The following is a 14,655-nucleotide window of genomic DNA, read 5'->3' as shown; positions in this document are numbered from 1 at the left end:
GGAGTAATTGTATGAATAAAAAAAGCGTGCTGGTCTTTTGTCTGGCCATCCTGCTTGTACCGTTTGCGTTTGCCGGGGGCGGAAAAGAGGATGCATCCGCCGGCGGTACGGTTTCAATTGAACTGTGGAGTTCCCTGAGCGGCAGCAAGGCGACCCTTTTTGATGAGCAGGTAGCCCGGTTCAACGCGTCCCAGCAGGATGTAAGGGTCGCGGTGGTCCACCAGGGCGGGTACAGCATCCTGCGCCAGAAGGTGGCCGCGGCGGCAAACAGCAGCAATATGCCGGCCCTGCTGATCGTGGATTACCTCGATGTCGCCTGGTACGCCCAGCTCAACCTCCTGAAAAGCCTGGACGGCCTGCTTCCCGCTTCCCTGGTACAGGATTTTTACCCTGCCATGCTGAGTGATCTTAAGTTTCAGGGTAAGCTCTACGCCGTTCCCTACAACCGCAGCACCCAGGGCTTTTTCGTCAACATGGATGTGCTCCGGCAGGCGGGCATCACCAAGCCGGCCCAGACCTGGACCGAATTCCGGACCCAGGCGGAACAGTTCAAGAAGCTCGGCAGGGATTACTATTACGGATACGCCTTTTTCCACCAGTTCCTGTTCGACGCGATTGCCTATTCCTGGGGCGCCCAGATCAGCACCCCCGACGGTACGGTTCTGCTGAACAGCCCCGAAATGGTTGAAATGATGACCTACTTCCAGCGGATGTACAAGGAAGGCCTGCTTCTGATGCAGCCCGTTCTGGTGGGCGGATTTGAGGAGCAGAACGGCGCGTTCCTGGACGGAAAAGTGGCCTCCGTATTCCAGACTTCATCCTTTATTCCCACAGTCCAGAACCTGCTTAAGAGCGAATCCTCCTTTGAGTTCATTCCGGCGGGAAAGGGCGGCCACGCCATCACCATGGGCGGCGGGAACTTCGCCGTCACCGCGGCCGCCAGCCAGGCCCAGACGGCAGCGGCGGTTAAATTCCTTGAATACATGTCCAGCCCCGATATTGTGGCGGAATTCTTCATGGGTACGGGAAACCTTCCGGTCCGCCAGAGCGTCAGCAGCCGCCAGGATATCCGGGACTTTATGCAGCAGAATCCCCTGTACGTCAAAATGGTGGACCAGCTCCAGTACGGAAAAGCCGCGCCCAGCACAACTAAAAACATCCGGGATGTTTTTAACCGGGTCAATGATATGATCAGCCGGATAATCCTCAACAATGAGGATGTAAAAAAGGTCCTGGACGAATACACCCGGCAGTTCCAGGAAGAAATCGACGAGGCCAAGGCCAACGGTGAATTTATTTTTTAACCCTGTCCGGTAACGGTAGTTATCGAACAGATCCGTTGATTTCTGTATACTCAATGAATACGGCGGCATCGGTTCTTCCGGGCCGCCTTTTTTGAAAAGGACTTGGCGTGACATCCCGAATACTATTCCATGAATCATATACCCTGCTGCATGACGGTTCCGATGGCGCTCAGTCCCGGCGGTTTTTGAGAATCGCCTTTTCCGTTCCCCGGGGCTGTTCCGGTATCTCCGTCACGGTGGGACGCAGCTCCGTTTTTTCCGCGCAGATCCCGGTGATTCTCTTCGATTCCCAAGGAACCATCCGGCTCATGCGTATTTCCGAAGGAACCATCGGGGATACGGAGGATGTTTCCCTCGTCGGGATCCGCGAAGCCGGACCCGGGGGAATTCCCGGTCCCCTCCCTGCCGGTGAGTGGCACCTGCTGCTGTACAAACGGCGGTTTTCCGAGGATATTCCCGTTACCGTGGATGTTTCGGCAGCCTTTGAGACGGACGGCGCCGGTTTCTCTTCTTCGAATATATTCCCCGGGAACCTCACCTTCGCTGGTGACCGGTACGGCAATGCCCCGGGATGGTATTCCGGGGAACTCCACGTCCATTCCAACGAAAGCACCGGGAGGACGGATGTCGCCGAAATATACGAAGCCGCCCGGCGGGAAAATCTTGATTTTGTTGCCCTGACCGACCATTTTACCGCGGCCCATTGGCTGCGGATAGAAGAACTGCGGCGGCAGGGGCCGCCCCTGTTCATTCAGAGTATGGAAGTTTCCGGGGATTTCGGCCACGCCAACGTCCACGGCCTCCGTACCTGGGTCAATCCCCTGGTGGATGATAACCGGGAGCTGGCGGAATTTCTCGGGCTCGAAACGCCTCCTTCCATGGAAGGTATCGCCGACGAAGCCCACCGGCAGGGGGGCCTTTTCTGCATAAACCATCCCCTGAGCGGTCTCGTGGCCTGGCGCTACCATGATTTTCCCCTGGAAAAAGCGGACCTCCTCGAAATCTGGTGCCTTCCTGACCGGGAGACGGCGTTTCTGTATCCCACCCTTTGGGACGGCTTTCTGTGCCGGGGCATCCGCCTTACCGGGATCGGAAGCAGCGATTCCCACCATCCCACCCAAGAAGGCCCGTGGAAGCTGGGCCAGATCCGGAACTGGGTATACGCGGAATCCCTCTGCCGGGAAGATATCCTCCGGGGGCTCAAACGGGGCGCTTCCTATATTGCCATGGGAACGTCGAGACTGCGGTTTGTGTGCCGCTCCGGAGGCCAGGAATACGGTATGGGGGATACCCTGGAACTTGCCCCGGGGCAGGAATGCACTTTTACCGCGGAACTGAACACCCCCTGCTCGGGCAATCTCTTTATATTTACCGACGGAATGATCCATGATATCATCTACTTCGGTTCAGCGGATTTCGGTGAAACCAAAACCCATTCATTTTCCGCCGGCCCCGAGGCGGTTCGCAACGCCGTGACCGGATCATCCTATTTCAGGATTGAATTCCACGAGGACCTGGTAAAATCCCAGTTCTACGGTATGGCCCACCGGGACCACCGGACCATGCGGCTGATTTCAAATCCGATATGGATTAAAAAAACGTAAGGAAGGGCAGTGTGGATATTTCCCGTATTTGTGTATTCTGCGGATCAAGTTTCGGAAATGATGAAAAGTACCGGGAATACGCATCGGAACTGGGAAAAACCCTGGCGGAAAACGGCATTACCCTGATCTACGGCGCGGGAAGCCGGGGCCTGATGGGCGAAGTTGCCCTGTCGGCAAAGCGGAGCGGCGGCTACGTTACGGGGGTGTCCCCGGAGCGGTTCCACAGCCACAGCAGGGATTTCGAAATAGACGAATACATCCTGGTGGAAACCATGCATCAGCGCAAGGAAACCATGTACCGCCTGGCCCAGGGCTTTATTGTCATGCCCGGGGGCATCGGCACCCTGGATGAATTTGCCGAAATTTTCACCTGGCTTCAGATTGGGCTGTCGGACAAGCCTGTGGCCCTCCTCAATGTAGAGGGCTTTTTTGATCCCCTTATTGCCATGCTGGACAGGATGACGGAAACCGGTTTTATGGAGCGTGAAAAAAGGAACCTGCTTATTGTGGAAGATACCGGTAAAAAAATCCTGGACCGTTTCGGCGTATATGAACCGCAGTTCCGGCTGTGGAAAGCGCCCTGACGGTCAGGGCACCTCCATGATCCGTACGTCACTCATGCTGACCGAAAATTCATATAAATTAGCGTTGAAGATTGAATAGTTCACCTCCGCCGGTTCATTGCCTTCGAGGTAACCGACGCTTTTATACCAGATGTGGGCCGATCCGGGCTCAACCTTCAGAAGATCGCAGAGTTCCGGTTTCGGGATAATCGCGGTTATCGTACCGTCGGTGGCTGCCACCGGCTTTCCGCTTATTTTCTCATAGAGATGGTAGAACGACTCTTCCTCAAGGTTGTAGTCCAGCATGGCCCTGCCCATGGCCTCGGCGACATAGGTATTCATTATGGCCACGGGTTTATCCCCGATCAGCCTGAGCCGTGAAAAATGCCAGACCGGGGTACCGCCGGGAAGCCGCAGCCGGCGGCTGACGTCCTGGGGCGCACCGGTAAATTCCTTTTCCAGGAGCACAGAATTAATCCGTATGCCAAGGTCCCCGAGATGCTGGCTGAAGCCTTTCTGGCTTTCTCCGGACCGGAGTATCTCATGGCTTACGAAGGAGCCCTTTCCCTGTATCCGGTTTATCAGGCCGATCCGCTCGAGATCATCCAGGGCACGGCGGACGGTGATCCGGCTCACGGCGTACATCTGGCACAGCTCGTTCTCCGTGGGCATGAGCATGCTGTGGTACCATTCGCCGCTGAGGATCTTATTCTGAATGTCCGTAAAAAGCATCTGATGCTTTGTTTTCATGCTGCTCTCCAGGGGACATGAAAAAACATTCCCGGTACAATGGTATGACAAATTTGGTATAACTTCAAGCTGGAGAGGGGGAAGTACCGGGTCTTTCAAACCGGAAAGCACCCGAGGATAATGGTTCTGCGGGGCCTGTCGTATCACAAGGGGAATAGCTCCTCAGCGGCCTGCGGCTGGGGTGGCGGACGTTTCCGGGGAGATGGTAGATCGAGACCGAGAGGCATTATCATTTCTGCACGGGCAATTGCCCCGAAAATCCGGCAGGAAAGGCAGGGACTACGGTTTTTCCGGGACACCGTTTTTCGGACAGAGATATTCGGCGGTGCAGACACCGCATTCGGGTTTCCGGGCGTGGCAGACGGCCCGGCCGTGCTGGTTGAGAATGTGGCTTATGGCTGTCCATTGGGATTCCGGGGCCGCGGCGGCTATATCCTTTTCGATATGTGCCGGATTGTCCGAATCCGTGAATCCCATGCGCCGGGTAACCCGCATAAAATGGGTATCCACAATGATGGCCGGGACATCAAAGAACGCCGAAAGCACTACCCCCGCGGTTTTCCGTCCCACCCCGGGGAGGCGGGTGAGTTCATCCATGGTCCGGGGAACTTCTCCGCTGTAATCCGCGGTGAGAATGGCCGACAGGGTTTTGATGTTCCGGGATTTTGCCCGGTAAAACCCCGTGGAATGGATTATGGTTTCCAGATCGTCCAGGGGCGCTTCGGAAAGGGCCTTGGGATCGGGATACCGGGAAAACAGGGCAGGGGTTACCGTATTGACCATGGCGTCGGTGCACTGGGCCGCCAGCACCGTGGCAACCAGCAGCTGAAAGGGTGTTTTATAATGAAGCATGGGCTTCAGCCGGGGATACAGCGGCTGAAGGACGGTAATTATCTTCTCCAGGCGTTTTCCCTTCTGTTTTGTATTTTCCCCTGAATCCATAAAATCCTCCTCTTATAGCCCGAACAGGCTGCCATGACCGCGTACCACCCGCTGCGGCAGGGCACCCGCAGTATGCCCGGGCAGCAGCCCCGCAGCATGGTGAGAACAGGAAACGCGGGGTGTCGGATGGAACGCAATACCCGGATCCGGGGATTGTTTCCATCCGACAGGACCCCGGGAATTTGTTTTTCCATGCTGCGCCGGGGAGGTCTCAGTATACTGCGGATGCCCTGGGTTTCTACTGGAAAAAGTATACAACTTATGGCATATTATAGAAACTATTGCAGAAACGGCCCTTTGCGGGGCCGGTCTTAGTGGAGGCACACAGGTGTATAAAAGCGTGGACCCCCGGGTCAGTTTTCCCAAACTCGAAGAAGAAGTATTGGCTTTTTGGGAAAAAAACGGAATTTTCAAAAAATCCATAACACAGCGGGAAGGGGCGGAGGAGTACGTATTTTACGACGGTCCCCCCTTTGCTACGGGCATGCCCCATTTCGGGCACTTCGTTCCCAATGTGATTAAGGACATTATTCCGCGCTATAAAACCATGAAGGGCATGAAGGTCGAGCGCCGGTTCGGCTGGGACTGTCACGGCCTTCCGGTAGAAAATCTCATTGAAAAGGAACTGGGCCTCAACTCAAAGACCGATATCGAGGAATACGGGATCGCCAACTTCAACGAAGCCTGCCGCGCCTCGGTGCTCCAGTACGTCGATGAATGGCGCCGGGTAATCACCCGTCTCGGCCGCTGGGTGGATTTCGACAACGATTACAAGACCATGGACCCGGATTACATGGAGTCCATCTGGTGGGTCATGAAATCCCTCTGGGATAAGGGGCTCCTGTACGAAGGCTATTACATTCTGCCGTACTGTCCCCGGTGTTCCACGGTACTGTCCAACCACGAGCTCAACCTCGGCGGGTACAAGGATGTCCACGATCCGGCCATTACGGTCCGGTTTACGGTAAAAGGAACCGCGGCGGGTACTCCCGCGGCTGCCGGCGGTCTTGACGGCCTTGGGGACGGGAAAACCTATATCCTCGCCTGGACCACCACACCCTGGACCCTGCCGTCAAACCTGGCTCTGGTTATGGGCCCGGATATTGATTATGTGCTCATTGAGGACGGCGGTGACCGCTATATCCTGGCGGAAGCCCGGCTGGGAGCTTACTATAAGGATGAATCGGAATACAAGGTTATCTGGAAAAAGAAAGGTTCCGAGCTGATCGGTATCCAATATGAACCGCTGTTTCCGTACTTCAGGGACGCTTCGGAGAACGCATTCAGAACCTATCCCGGAGATTACGTCACCACCGGGGACGGCACCGGTATTGTCCATACCGCACCGGGTTTCGGTGAGGACGACCAGCGGGTTCTCAAAGGAACGGGAATTCCCACAATCTGCCCGGTGGACGCGGAATGCCGTTTTACCGATGAGGTACCGGATTTTAAGGGACTCTTTGTCAAGGACGCGGACAAGGCCATCATGGACCGCCTCAAAGCTGAGGGCAGACTCGTCAAGCGGGAACAGATCCTCCATGCCTATCCCCACTGCTGGCGCTGCCAGAGTCCGCTCATCTACCGGGCGGTCAGTTCCTGGTTTGTGCGGGTGGAAGACATCAAACAGGATATGATCGACGCCAACGAACAGATCTACTGGGTTCCCGAGCATATTAAACACGGCCGCTTCGGCAAATGGCTCGAAGGCGCCCGGGACTGGGCTATCAGCCGGAACCGGTACTGGGGCAATCCCCTGCCGATCTGGAAATGCGGCGACTGCGCCAAAACCATCTGCATCGGGAGCCGGGCGGAACTCAAGGAACTTTCCGGCGCCGAGCCGGAAGATCTGCACAAACACATCATCGACGGGATCACCATACCCTGCGAATGCGGCGGAACCATGCACCGCATCCCGGAGGTACTGGACTGCTGGTTCGAATCCGGGGCCATGCCCTACGGCCAGAACCACTATCCATTTGAGAACAAGGAATTCTTCGACGCCCATTTTCCCGCGGATTTTATCAACGAAGGCCTCGACCAGACCCGGGGGTGGTTTTATACTTTGACGGTCCTGGCGGCGGCGCTGTTCAAGCGGCCGGCCTTCCTCAACTGCGTGGTCAGCGGCCTGGTCCTCGCCGGGGACGGCAAGAAAATGTCCAAGAGCCTGCGGAACTACACCGATCCCATTGAGGTGGTAAATACCTTCGGCTCCGACGCGGTGCGCCTCTTCCTGATGCATTCAGCCATCGTTAAATCCGACGATCTCCGGTACACCGACGACGGCGTCCGGGATATCATGAAGAGCATCATCATTCCCCTCTGGAACGCCTACAGTTTCTTCGTAACTTACGCGAACATCGACGGCATTACCCCGGCGGCCGCTCCGGCGAATCCCTCCAATCCTCTGGATAAATGGATCCTTTCCATGGCGGAAGCCCTCAAGGAAAAGGTCGGCGGCGCCCTGGACGTGTACGACCTGTCCAAAGCGGTGGACCCCATCATCGATTTTATCGACCTGCTCAACAACTGGTACATCCGGCGGTCCCGCCGACGGTTCTGGCGCAGTGAGAACGACGGGGACAAAACCGAAGCCTACGGAACCCTGTATTCCGTGCTCAGGACCCTGATCGCCGTGGCGTGCCCGATAATGCCCTTTATCACCGACGCGATCTGGTTCAACCTCAAAAATGAAAACGACCCCGAATCGGTGCACCTGACGGATTTTCCGGCAGTGGACGAAGCCCGGCGCGACCGGGACCTGGAATTTAAAATGGCGGCGGTGCAGCACGCGGTCTCCATGGGCCGGGCCCTCCGGTCACAGTACAACGTAAAAGTCCGCCAGCCCCTGAAAACCGTGGAACTGGTAACCCGGAATCCGGATGAGAAAAAGGTGCTCCTGGAAATGGAGGACATCATCCGGGAAGAACTGAACGTAAAAAACGTAGTCTTCCGGGACAACGAGGAAGACCTGGTCGAATACCAGGCCAAGGCGAATTTCCGGGTTCTGGGCAAAGAGCTGGGCAAGGATATGAAAACAGCGGCCGGACGCATCGAAACCCTGAGCCAGTCCGAGATACAGGGCCTTCTGGACGGGGCGACTCTTTCCATCGATGTGGCCGGAAAAACCGTGGACATCACCGCGGAAAAACTCGACATCCGGCGGCTCGAAAAGGCGAACCTCAAGGTGCTCAACGAAGGAACCCTCACAGTAGGGCTCGATACGGAGGTCACCGAGGAACTGTCCCGGGAAGGGGATGTCCGGGACCTTGTCCGGGGCGTACAGAATCTCAGGAAGGAAATAGGCCTGGCCGTGACCGACCGGATTGTTCTGCGCCTGTCAGGGTCGGACCGGCTGAAAGCCGCCTGGGAGGACTTTGCCGATTACGTCGCCGCGGAAACCCTGGCGACCCGGATAGAGTGGGGCTCCGCAGAGGGTATGACGGAACTCGAAGCCGGGGACGAATCCTGGTCGGTAAAAATTGAGAAAGCGTAGCGCCATGAGCCGTATTTGTATGCGGACGGCAAAAGCCGCGGCGGCCATACTGGGGCTCTGGGTTCTCGCGTCCTGCGCGAGCAATCCGAAGCCGGTTTCCTTTTATAAGGAACTGCCCGATGTGTTTGCTCCGCTTGCCCCGGGTGCGTCGGCGTACCTCTATATCGATGTGCCCGCCGCCCGGCCCATCCTCGAGCTGGCTGACTTCGGGGCCATAAGCGGCTTGGCAACCAAGGATGCCCTGGACATGACCGAAACCGCGGCGGCGGCCCTCTACCCAAAGGGGACCGCCCGGCGGTATATGGCCGTTGCCCAGGGAAAGTTCCCGAGTTTCCGGAGCGCGCTGTCGTTTACGTTCAGTTCATCATGGAAAAAGAACAAATCCGAAACCGGCAATGCCTACTGGCATTCGGATGCTTTTGGTGTTTCCATGGCTTTGAATAAGAATACCGCCTATGTGTCCGACGGGGACCCCTTTATTGTTCCCCCGGGGTTTGAGTCCCCCCAACGCCTCCGGGAACTCCAGGCCGGTTCGGCCATGGCGGGCCTCGTCGAGGACGCGGCGGACCCCATCAACAGTTTCTTCTCAGCCCTGGGAATTTCCCTCAAATTTCCGGCGGAACGGATATTTTTCGGGCTCTATGGAGACCCCGGCAATACCGGATCCTCCGGTTTCGACCTGTACAGCGGGCTTTTTTATGTTGAAACCCCAACCCCGAGCCAGGCCCGGGCGTTCCAGTCCATTTTTTCCCTGGCCCGGGCCTTTTTAGGTTCCGCGGCGGCCTGGGAAGACGATCCCGCGGCAGAGGCCATGGCGGCGCTTTTCACGCACCCGCCGGAACTGGACGGTTCCTCCCTTATTATACGGACAGGGCCCATGACAGCGGAGGGTATGGCTTTACTTTTCAGCATGTTCTCAGTATATTCTGAATAAGGGAATGTACGTTTACTAAACAATCCTTTCAATATTCACCCCTTCTCCAGGGAAGGGGTTTACCGTTTATAATGAGGTTATTTTATGCCTACCTATGAATACGAATGCAAAACCTGCGGGCATTATTTCGATGTTTTCCAGAACATGAGCGACGAACCGGTGAAAGTCTGCCCCGAATGCGGGAAGGAAGTCCGCCGGGTCATCAACGGCGGGATGGGGGTCATTTTTAAGGGCTCCGGTTTCTATGTTACCGACAAGAAAGGCGGCGGCGGAAAGAAAACGACTTCCAAATCCTCCGAAACGGCCTGCGCCGGCTGCTCAAAAGCCGACAGCGGCTGCGCGGGGAATTCACAGGTGGCCGGTTAAGGTCTTTCCGGGAAATTCATGAAAAAGCGTCCCCGTTTCTTCTGTGAGAACTGCGGTTCGGAAGTACCCCGGGACGCCAAGCATTGTCCCAGCTGCGGCCGGTACTTTGCGTCGGTCCGGTGTCCGAAATGCGACTTTACCGGCGCCGAAAATCTCTTCGCCCAGGGCTGTCCCTCCTGCGGATACTCCGCGCCGCCCTCCGGCGGCACCCCTCTAAAACAGCGTGAAGTCCACACCGCCGGAAGGCTGCCCCCATGGGTATACCTGGTAACTGCCCTGGCGGTGCTGGCGGTTTCCGCGGCGCTGTATTTTATTCTCCGGTAATCACGGTTATGGAATTATAGGAGCGGTTTTTCCGCAGGAAGCGCAGCTGCAGCCCTTGTGCCCCGGCAGCTTATCCGCCGCGAGGCCCGGGATTTCGGTCCGGTAACCCCGGCGGCTTACCAGTACAGCACCGCAGCCGGTGCAGCGGGTTTCGTTGTCAAAACCCGGGAGATTCCCCACATACACAAAGTGGAGTTTTTCCTTTGCCCTGCGGGCTATTTCCGCCAGCGCGAAGGGATCCGTGGGCGGGGCGTTCCAGTTAAAAGCCGGATGGTAGGCGGAGAGGTGCCACGGAATATCCGGCGAAAGGGACGCGATAAAATCTATGATTTCTCCGGTTTCATCAGGGCTGTCATTCAGATCAGGAACGATGAGGGTGGTTATTTCCGTATGGACCCCCAGATCCCGGGCCGCACGGATAAACCCGAGCACGCAGTCTAGGCTGCCGCCGAGGGTGTTTTTGTAGGTGGTTTCAGAAAACGACTTTAAATCCACGTTGACCGCGTCGGTGAGATCAAGGATTTCCCGGGCGGGTTCCTCGGAAATGCAGCCGTTGGTTACCAGCACATTCGCTATTCCCGCCTTCCGGGCAAGAGCCATGGCCGCTACGAGGAATTCAAAATGCACCAGAGGTTCCGAATACGTGTAGGCCAGTTCCGTGCAGCCCCGGCGCGCCGCGGCTTCGGTTAATTCACCGGGGGAACTGAACGCGCCGGGACAGTCGGTATTCTGTGAAATATGCCAGTTCTGGCAGAAGGGACACCGGAGGTTGCACCCGGCAAATCCTACCGACAATACCGATGATCCCGGGCGGAAATGGTACAGCGGCTTCTTTTCAATAGGATCCTCCGCCATGGCGGTGATATATCCCTGGAAGGGCAGTTCTCCTCGGCCTCCGTTGTTTTTTCTGACCCGGCACCGGCCGGCGCCGCCCAGGGGAATACTGCAGCGGTTCGGGCAGAGGCCGCAGATCAGGGAGTTTCCGCCGGTGCGGGGATCTTGGCTGTCAAAATAACGGACGCTGTCGTTCATTGCCGGTGGACGGATTTTAGAAACCGGTCCTGTATATCCTCAATTTTTTGTTTAAAATAAATGGGATTATCCACTTCAAAGGGTTCCATGATCACACCGCGAGCGCCCTTGCGGATCCACAGTTTCACCAGATGGATGCCTTCCCCGGCTTCGGTTACCGCGGAGTGGAGGTCCTCAATATGGAGCAGATCCTCCAGTTTGAATTCGATTACCGTGGGAGTTTCTCCCAGGGGATCGTACAGCAGGATGAGCTTTTTTTTATCCGACGGATGCTGTTTGGGGACGCCCTCAAAGGGAATCGCGTCCTTGGGCGGCCCTCCGGCGTATTTGATGACCTCGCTGAGGGGGAGGGTATTCAGATAGCTGCTGATGCTCACGATAGGCTCCTTGTGGTATGATCCGCAGGCCGTCCGGACTTTCCGGATAACCCCAATCTACTCTATTAACTATAAAATGAGGAAAGGGGACAATCAAGCTTTTTAAATCTGTACATCCTGATTAAGCGCGTCCTGGGAGTCTGAGTTTGTCGATTTTAGGCTGAATAACCACCCGGCAGTATCCCGCATAGGGATGTTTCTCAAAGTAATCCTGGTGTTCTCCTTCGGCTTCCCAGAAATGTTCCAGGGGAAGAACCTCCGTGACAATGTCCCGCTTGAATTTTCCCGAAACAGCGAGCTCCGCGATCTTTTTTTCCGCCGTTTCCTTCTGTGTATCATCCCCGTACAGAATCACCGAGCGGTACTGCGGTCCCGTATCGGCTCCCTGCCTGTTTATGGTTGTCGGATCATGGGCAGCAAAGAAAATATCCAGTATTGCCGCATAGGATATCTGTTCCGGATCGTATTCCAGCCGGACAACTTCCGCGTGTCCGGTCAGCCCTGAACATACCTGGGCGTAATCCGGTTTTTCCCGGCTTCCGCCGGCGTATCCCGCGGTGACGGATATGATTCCCGGAATTCTCCGGAAAACCGCTTCGATACACCAGAAGCATCCTCCGCCCAGGACCGCGGTTTCGGTTTTTTTATTATTCATTACAGCACCCTCGTATATAAGATACTAAATATATCCCGGGTACCTGCATTATTTATTACGATTGTCCGGATATTGGGTTAAGCACCGATACTGCTGCAATGCGGGCGCCATAACTCCCGGTAACCCTTGACTTCACCACGGCGGTATGCCCTACTATAATAATAGGGAGAACGTATGTCTGAAGAAAACCGGAACCGGAGTGTATATATTTTTCATGGAACAAACCTGCTCGCGCCCGGAACAGTGCCGGATGATAAAATTATCTTCGGGGCCGGCAGCGGTGCCGCCGGGTTTTTCCCCGGAGCTGAAATAACAGCGGTTCCGACTCTGGATTGTTCGGAAACCATAGATTGCATCCTTTTGGATGAATCCGCCGCTCTGCCGCCCGGATGGCGGGCCCTTCCGATCCGTTCATTTATTCCGCTGGCCGAAGAATCCTCCTGCCGGAACCACCCGGTATGGGATATACTCAGGGCTTACCATATTATCCAGTGGCGGAAGGAATCGGTTTTCTGCGGCCGGTGCGGCGCCGCCAACCGGGACTGTCCCGACGATATCTCCCGGATCTGTCCGCAATGCGGAAGGATTGAATTCCCCCGGATTTCTCCGGCGGTAATCGTTCTTATTTACGATGACCGCAACCGGATTCTTCTGGCAAACAACCGTAAATTCCTGAACGGCATGTACAGTCTTATTGCCGGTTTCGTTGAAGCAGGGGAGTGCCTCGAATCAACCGTTGCCCGGGAAGCAAAGGAGGAAGTCGGGATTGATCTGGATGATATTCAGTACATAACATCCCAGCCCTGGCCTTTTCCGAATTCCCTCATGATCGGATTTAAAGCCAGGTACACCGGCGGTACGGTCAAGCCGGACGGGGTCGAAATCCATGACGCACAGTGGTTTCCCGGGGATAAACTCCCCACTATCCCGAAAAAAGGCGCCATCGCCCGGCGCATAATCGACCAGTGGCTTTCCGGGCAGGGGCTTTCATATACGGAGGATTTATCATGAAATTTACCCACTGCGGAAACAGCCGCCTTGAATTCGGTCCTGGCGCGGTCAGCCGCCTTCCGGAGATTATCAGGGAAAACGCGGGCGGCGCGGGTGTAACGGCGGAGCATCTGGTCCTGGTTACCGGGGGAGCTTCCTTTGACCGGATCCCGCAGCTCGGTAAGTTCACCGCCGCTCTGCGGGAAAAAGGCTTCAAGATCCTCCATTTCCGCTGTTCCGGGGAACCGTCGCCGGAATTCGTTGACACCGCTGTCAGGGATGTTTTTGCTTCCTGGGGCCAGGAAATGGCAATCCGGAATGAAATAGCCGTGGTGGGTATCGGCGGCGGCAGTGCCCTGGACGCGGGAAAAGCCATAGCCGCCATGCTTCCCGCTGCGGCCCGGGATATACCGGCGCCGTCTGTGGCGGATTTCCTCGAAGGAGTGGGCACCCGAAAACCCGACGGCTCTACCGCTCTGTTTATTGCCTGTCCCACCACCGCCGGGACCGGCTCTGAGGCCACTAAAAACGCGGTGATTTCCCGGGTCGGTGAGGAGGGATTCAAAAAATCCCTGCGCCACGACAGGTATCTTCCGGCCGCTGCGGTGGTGGATCCGGAACTGGCCCTTTCCTGTCCCCGGGATATTACCGCCGCCAGCGGCCTCGATGCCCTGACCCAGCTGCTGGAGGCCTGGACGTCTCCTCTGGTAACGCCTGTTATTTCGGATCTCTGCGCCGGGGCGGTGCAGGCCTTCGGCAGGGGGTACGAACGGGTGCTCCAGGACGGAAACGATATTGAAGCCCGGGCGGATCTGGCCTACGCCGCCTATGTTTCGGGGCTGGCCCTGGCAAACGCCGGCCTCGGCTCTGTCCACGCCCTGGCTTCCGTTGTGGGGGGGCGGTTCCCGGTTCCCCATGGAACTATCTGCGGAAGGCTTATCGGCGCCGGCGCCCGGCTCAATATTGAGCGGCTGGCCCGGGGGCTTGGCTCCGGAAAGCTGAGTGCCGGGGACCGCCGGAATTACGAGCAGGCCTACGCCGCCTATGCCCGGGCGGGATACCTCCTGAACGGCGACAGCAACTCGTGCTTCTATGGAACCGGCGGCATTGAATTCGAGCGGGGAGCGGGGCTGCTCCTTGAACGGATCAGGGGCTTTACCGAACTGGCGCGGCTTCCGCCGTGGACTGCCTTCGGGTTTGATGTTCTGGAGATCCCCCGGCTGGCGGCGCTGGCCGCCGCTAAGTCAAACCCCGTCCCGCTGAAAACCGCGGATTACGAAGCCCTGCTCCGGGAAGGGGCGGACGCCTGACAAGGCTGATT

At 56.8% G+C, this 14,655-nt stretch carries 14 protein-coding genes; 9 read left to right on the top strand and 5 right to left on the bottom strand.

The features are described from left to right. Window positions 1-11 precede the first annotated feature (11 nt). From JFL75_RS05475 to JFL75_RS05465, 3 genes are all read left to right on the top strand, one after another. Window positions 12-1,304, top strand: a complete 1,293-nt coding sequence (locus JFL75_RS05475; RefSeq protein WP_215625681.1) for an ABC transporter substrate-binding protein — start codon at window positions 12-14, stop codon at window positions 1,302-1,304. Between the two features lie 107 nt (window positions 1,305-1,411). Beyond that, window positions 1,412-2,908, top strand: coding sequence for a CehA/McbA family metallohydrolase (locus JFL75_RS05470; protein ID WP_215625680.1), 1,497 nt, complete (start codon window positions 1,412-1,414; stop codon window positions 2,906-2,908). 11 nt (window positions 2,909-2,919) lie between these two features. Next, the gene (locus tag JFL75_RS05465; protein ID WP_215625679.1) at window positions 2,920-3,492 is read left to right on the top strand and encodes an LOG family protein; all 573 of its coding nucleotides are present in this window, start codon (window positions 2,920-2,922) and stop codon (window positions 3,490-3,492) included. A gap of 3 nt (window positions 3,493-3,495) precedes the next feature. On the opposite strand, the gene JFL75_RS05460 is transcribed toward JFL75_RS05465, so the two are convergent. Then, entirely contained in the window at window positions 3,496-4,221 is a 726-nt protein-coding gene (locus tag JFL75_RS05460) for a GntR family transcriptional regulator (protein ID WP_215625678.1), read from the bottom strand. A gap of 279 nt (window positions 4,222-4,500) precedes the next feature. Next, on the bottom strand, window positions 4,501-5,163 hold the full coding sequence (gene nth, locus JFL75_RS05455) for an endonuclease III (RefSeq protein WP_215625677.1): 663 nt from the start codon (window positions 5,161-5,163) through the stop codon (window positions 4,501-4,503). 328 nt (window positions 5,164-5,491) lie between these two features. On the opposite strand from nth, the gene ileS reads away from it, so the two are divergent. The 4 genes from ileS to JFL75_RS05435 all read left to right on the top strand — a co-directional run bounded on the left by ileS (window position 5,492) and on the right by JFL75_RS05435 (window position 10,280). After that, window positions 5,492-8,656, top strand: a complete 3,165-nt coding sequence (ileS, locus tag JFL75_RS05450; protein WP_215625676.1) for an isoleucine--tRNA ligase — start codon at window positions 5,492-5,494, stop codon at window positions 8,654-8,656. 19 nt (window positions 8,657-8,675) lie between these two features. Next, window positions 8,676-9,590 carry a hypothetical protein gene (locus tag JFL75_RS05445; RefSeq protein ID WP_215625675.1) on the top strand — a complete coding sequence of 305 codons (915 nt, stop codon included), beginning with the start codon at window positions 8,676-8,678 and terminating at the stop codon, window positions 9,588-9,590. A gap of 84 nt (window positions 9,591-9,674) precedes the next feature. Next, entirely contained in the window at window positions 9,675-9,956 is a 282-nt protein-coding gene (locus JFL75_RS05440; RefSeq protein ID WP_215625674.1) for an FmdB family zinc ribbon protein, read from the top strand. Between the two features lie 18 nt (window positions 9,957-9,974). Next, window positions 9,975-10,280, top strand: a complete 306-nt coding sequence (locus tag JFL75_RS05435; RefSeq protein WP_215625673.1) for a zinc ribbon domain-containing protein — start codon at window positions 9,975-9,977, stop codon at window positions 10,278-10,280. A 6-nt stretch (window positions 10,281-10,286) separates the two neighbouring features. Here the strand turns inward: JFL75_RS05435 and amrS are convergent, their stop codons facing one another. From amrS to msrA, 3 genes are all read right to left on the bottom strand, one after another. Next, window positions 10,287-11,312, bottom strand: coding sequence for an AmmeMemoRadiSam system radical SAM enzyme (gene amrS, locus JFL75_RS05430; protein WP_215625672.1), 1,026 nt, complete (start codon window positions 11,310-11,312; stop codon window positions 10,287-10,289). Beyond that, the gene (locus tag JFL75_RS05425) at window positions 11,309-11,689 is read right to left on the bottom strand and encodes a hypothetical protein (RefSeq protein WP_215625671.1); all 381 of its coding nucleotides are present in this window, start codon (window positions 11,687-11,689) and stop codon (window positions 11,309-11,311) included. The genes amrS and JFL75_RS05425 overlap by 4 nt, the downstream gene beginning before the upstream one ends. A gap of 121 nt (window positions 11,690-11,810) precedes the next feature. Further along, a complete protein-coding gene (gene msrA / locus JFL75_RS05420; RefSeq protein ID WP_215625670.1) occupies window positions 11,811-12,344 on the bottom strand; it encodes a peptide-methionine (S)-S-oxide reductase MsrA in 534 nt (177 codons plus the stop codon). A 174-nt stretch (window positions 12,345-12,518) separates the two neighbouring features. Between msrA and nudC the strand changes: the two genes are divergently transcribed. After that, entirely contained in the window at window positions 12,519-13,355 is an 837-nt protein-coding gene (nudC, locus tag JFL75_RS05415) for an NAD(+) diphosphatase (protein ID WP_215625669.1), read from the top strand. Then, the gene (locus tag JFL75_RS05410; RefSeq protein WP_215625668.1) at window positions 13,352-14,644 is read left to right on the top strand and encodes an iron-containing alcohol dehydrogenase; all 1,293 of its coding nucleotides are present in this window, start codon (window positions 13,352-13,354) and stop codon (window positions 14,642-14,644) included. The genes nudC and JFL75_RS05410 overlap by 4 nt, the downstream gene beginning before the upstream one ends. The last annotated feature ends 11 nt before the right edge of the window (window positions 14,645-14,655 follow it).

Origin of the sequence: Breznakiella homolactica (genome assembly GCF_016616095.2) — a bacterium.
Classification (GTDB): Bacteria; Spirochaetota; Spirochaetia; order Treponematales; family Breznakiellaceae; genus Breznakiella; species Breznakiella homolactica.
This window is presented reverse-complemented; position numbering and strand designations above follow the sequence as displayed.

Coding starts and splice junctions, on each gene's coding strand:
- JFL75_RS05410 (WP_215625668.1), top strand. CDS start 13,352: ATGAAATTTACCCACTGCGGAAACAGCCGCCTTGAATTCGGTCCTGGC.
- JFL75_RS05445 (WP_215625675.1), top strand. CDS start 8,676: ATGCGGACGGCAAAAGCCGCGGCGGCCATACTGGGGCTCTGGGTTCTC.
- JFL75_RS05440 (WP_215625674.1), top strand. CDS start 9,675: ATGCCTACCTATGAATACGAATGCAAAACCTGCGGGCATTATTTCGAT.
- msrA (WP_215625670.1), bottom strand. CDS start 12,344: ATGAATAATAAAAAAACCGAAACCGCGGTCCTGGGCGGAGGATGCTTC.
- JFL75_RS05460 (WP_215625678.1), bottom strand. CDS start 4,221: ATGAAAACAAAGCATCAGATGCTTTTTACGGACATTCAGAATAAGATC.
- JFL75_RS05475 (WP_215625681.1), top strand. CDS start 12: ATGAATAAAAAAAGCGTGCTGGTCTTTTGTCTGGCCATCCTGCTTGTA.
- JFL75_RS05435 (WP_215625673.1), top strand. CDS start 9,975: ATGAAAAAGCGTCCCCGTTTCTTCTGTGAGAACTGCGGTTCGGAAGTA.
- amrS (WP_215625672.1), bottom strand. CDS start 11,312: ATGAACGACAGCGTCCGTTATTTTGACAGCCAAGATCCCCGCACCGGC.
- nth (WP_215625677.1), bottom strand. CDS start 5,163: ATGGATTCAGGGGAAAATACAAAACAGAAGGGAAAACGCCTGGAGAAG.
- nudC (WP_215625669.1), top strand. CDS start 12,519: ATGTCTGAAGAAAACCGGAACCGGAGTGTATATATTTTTCATGGAACA.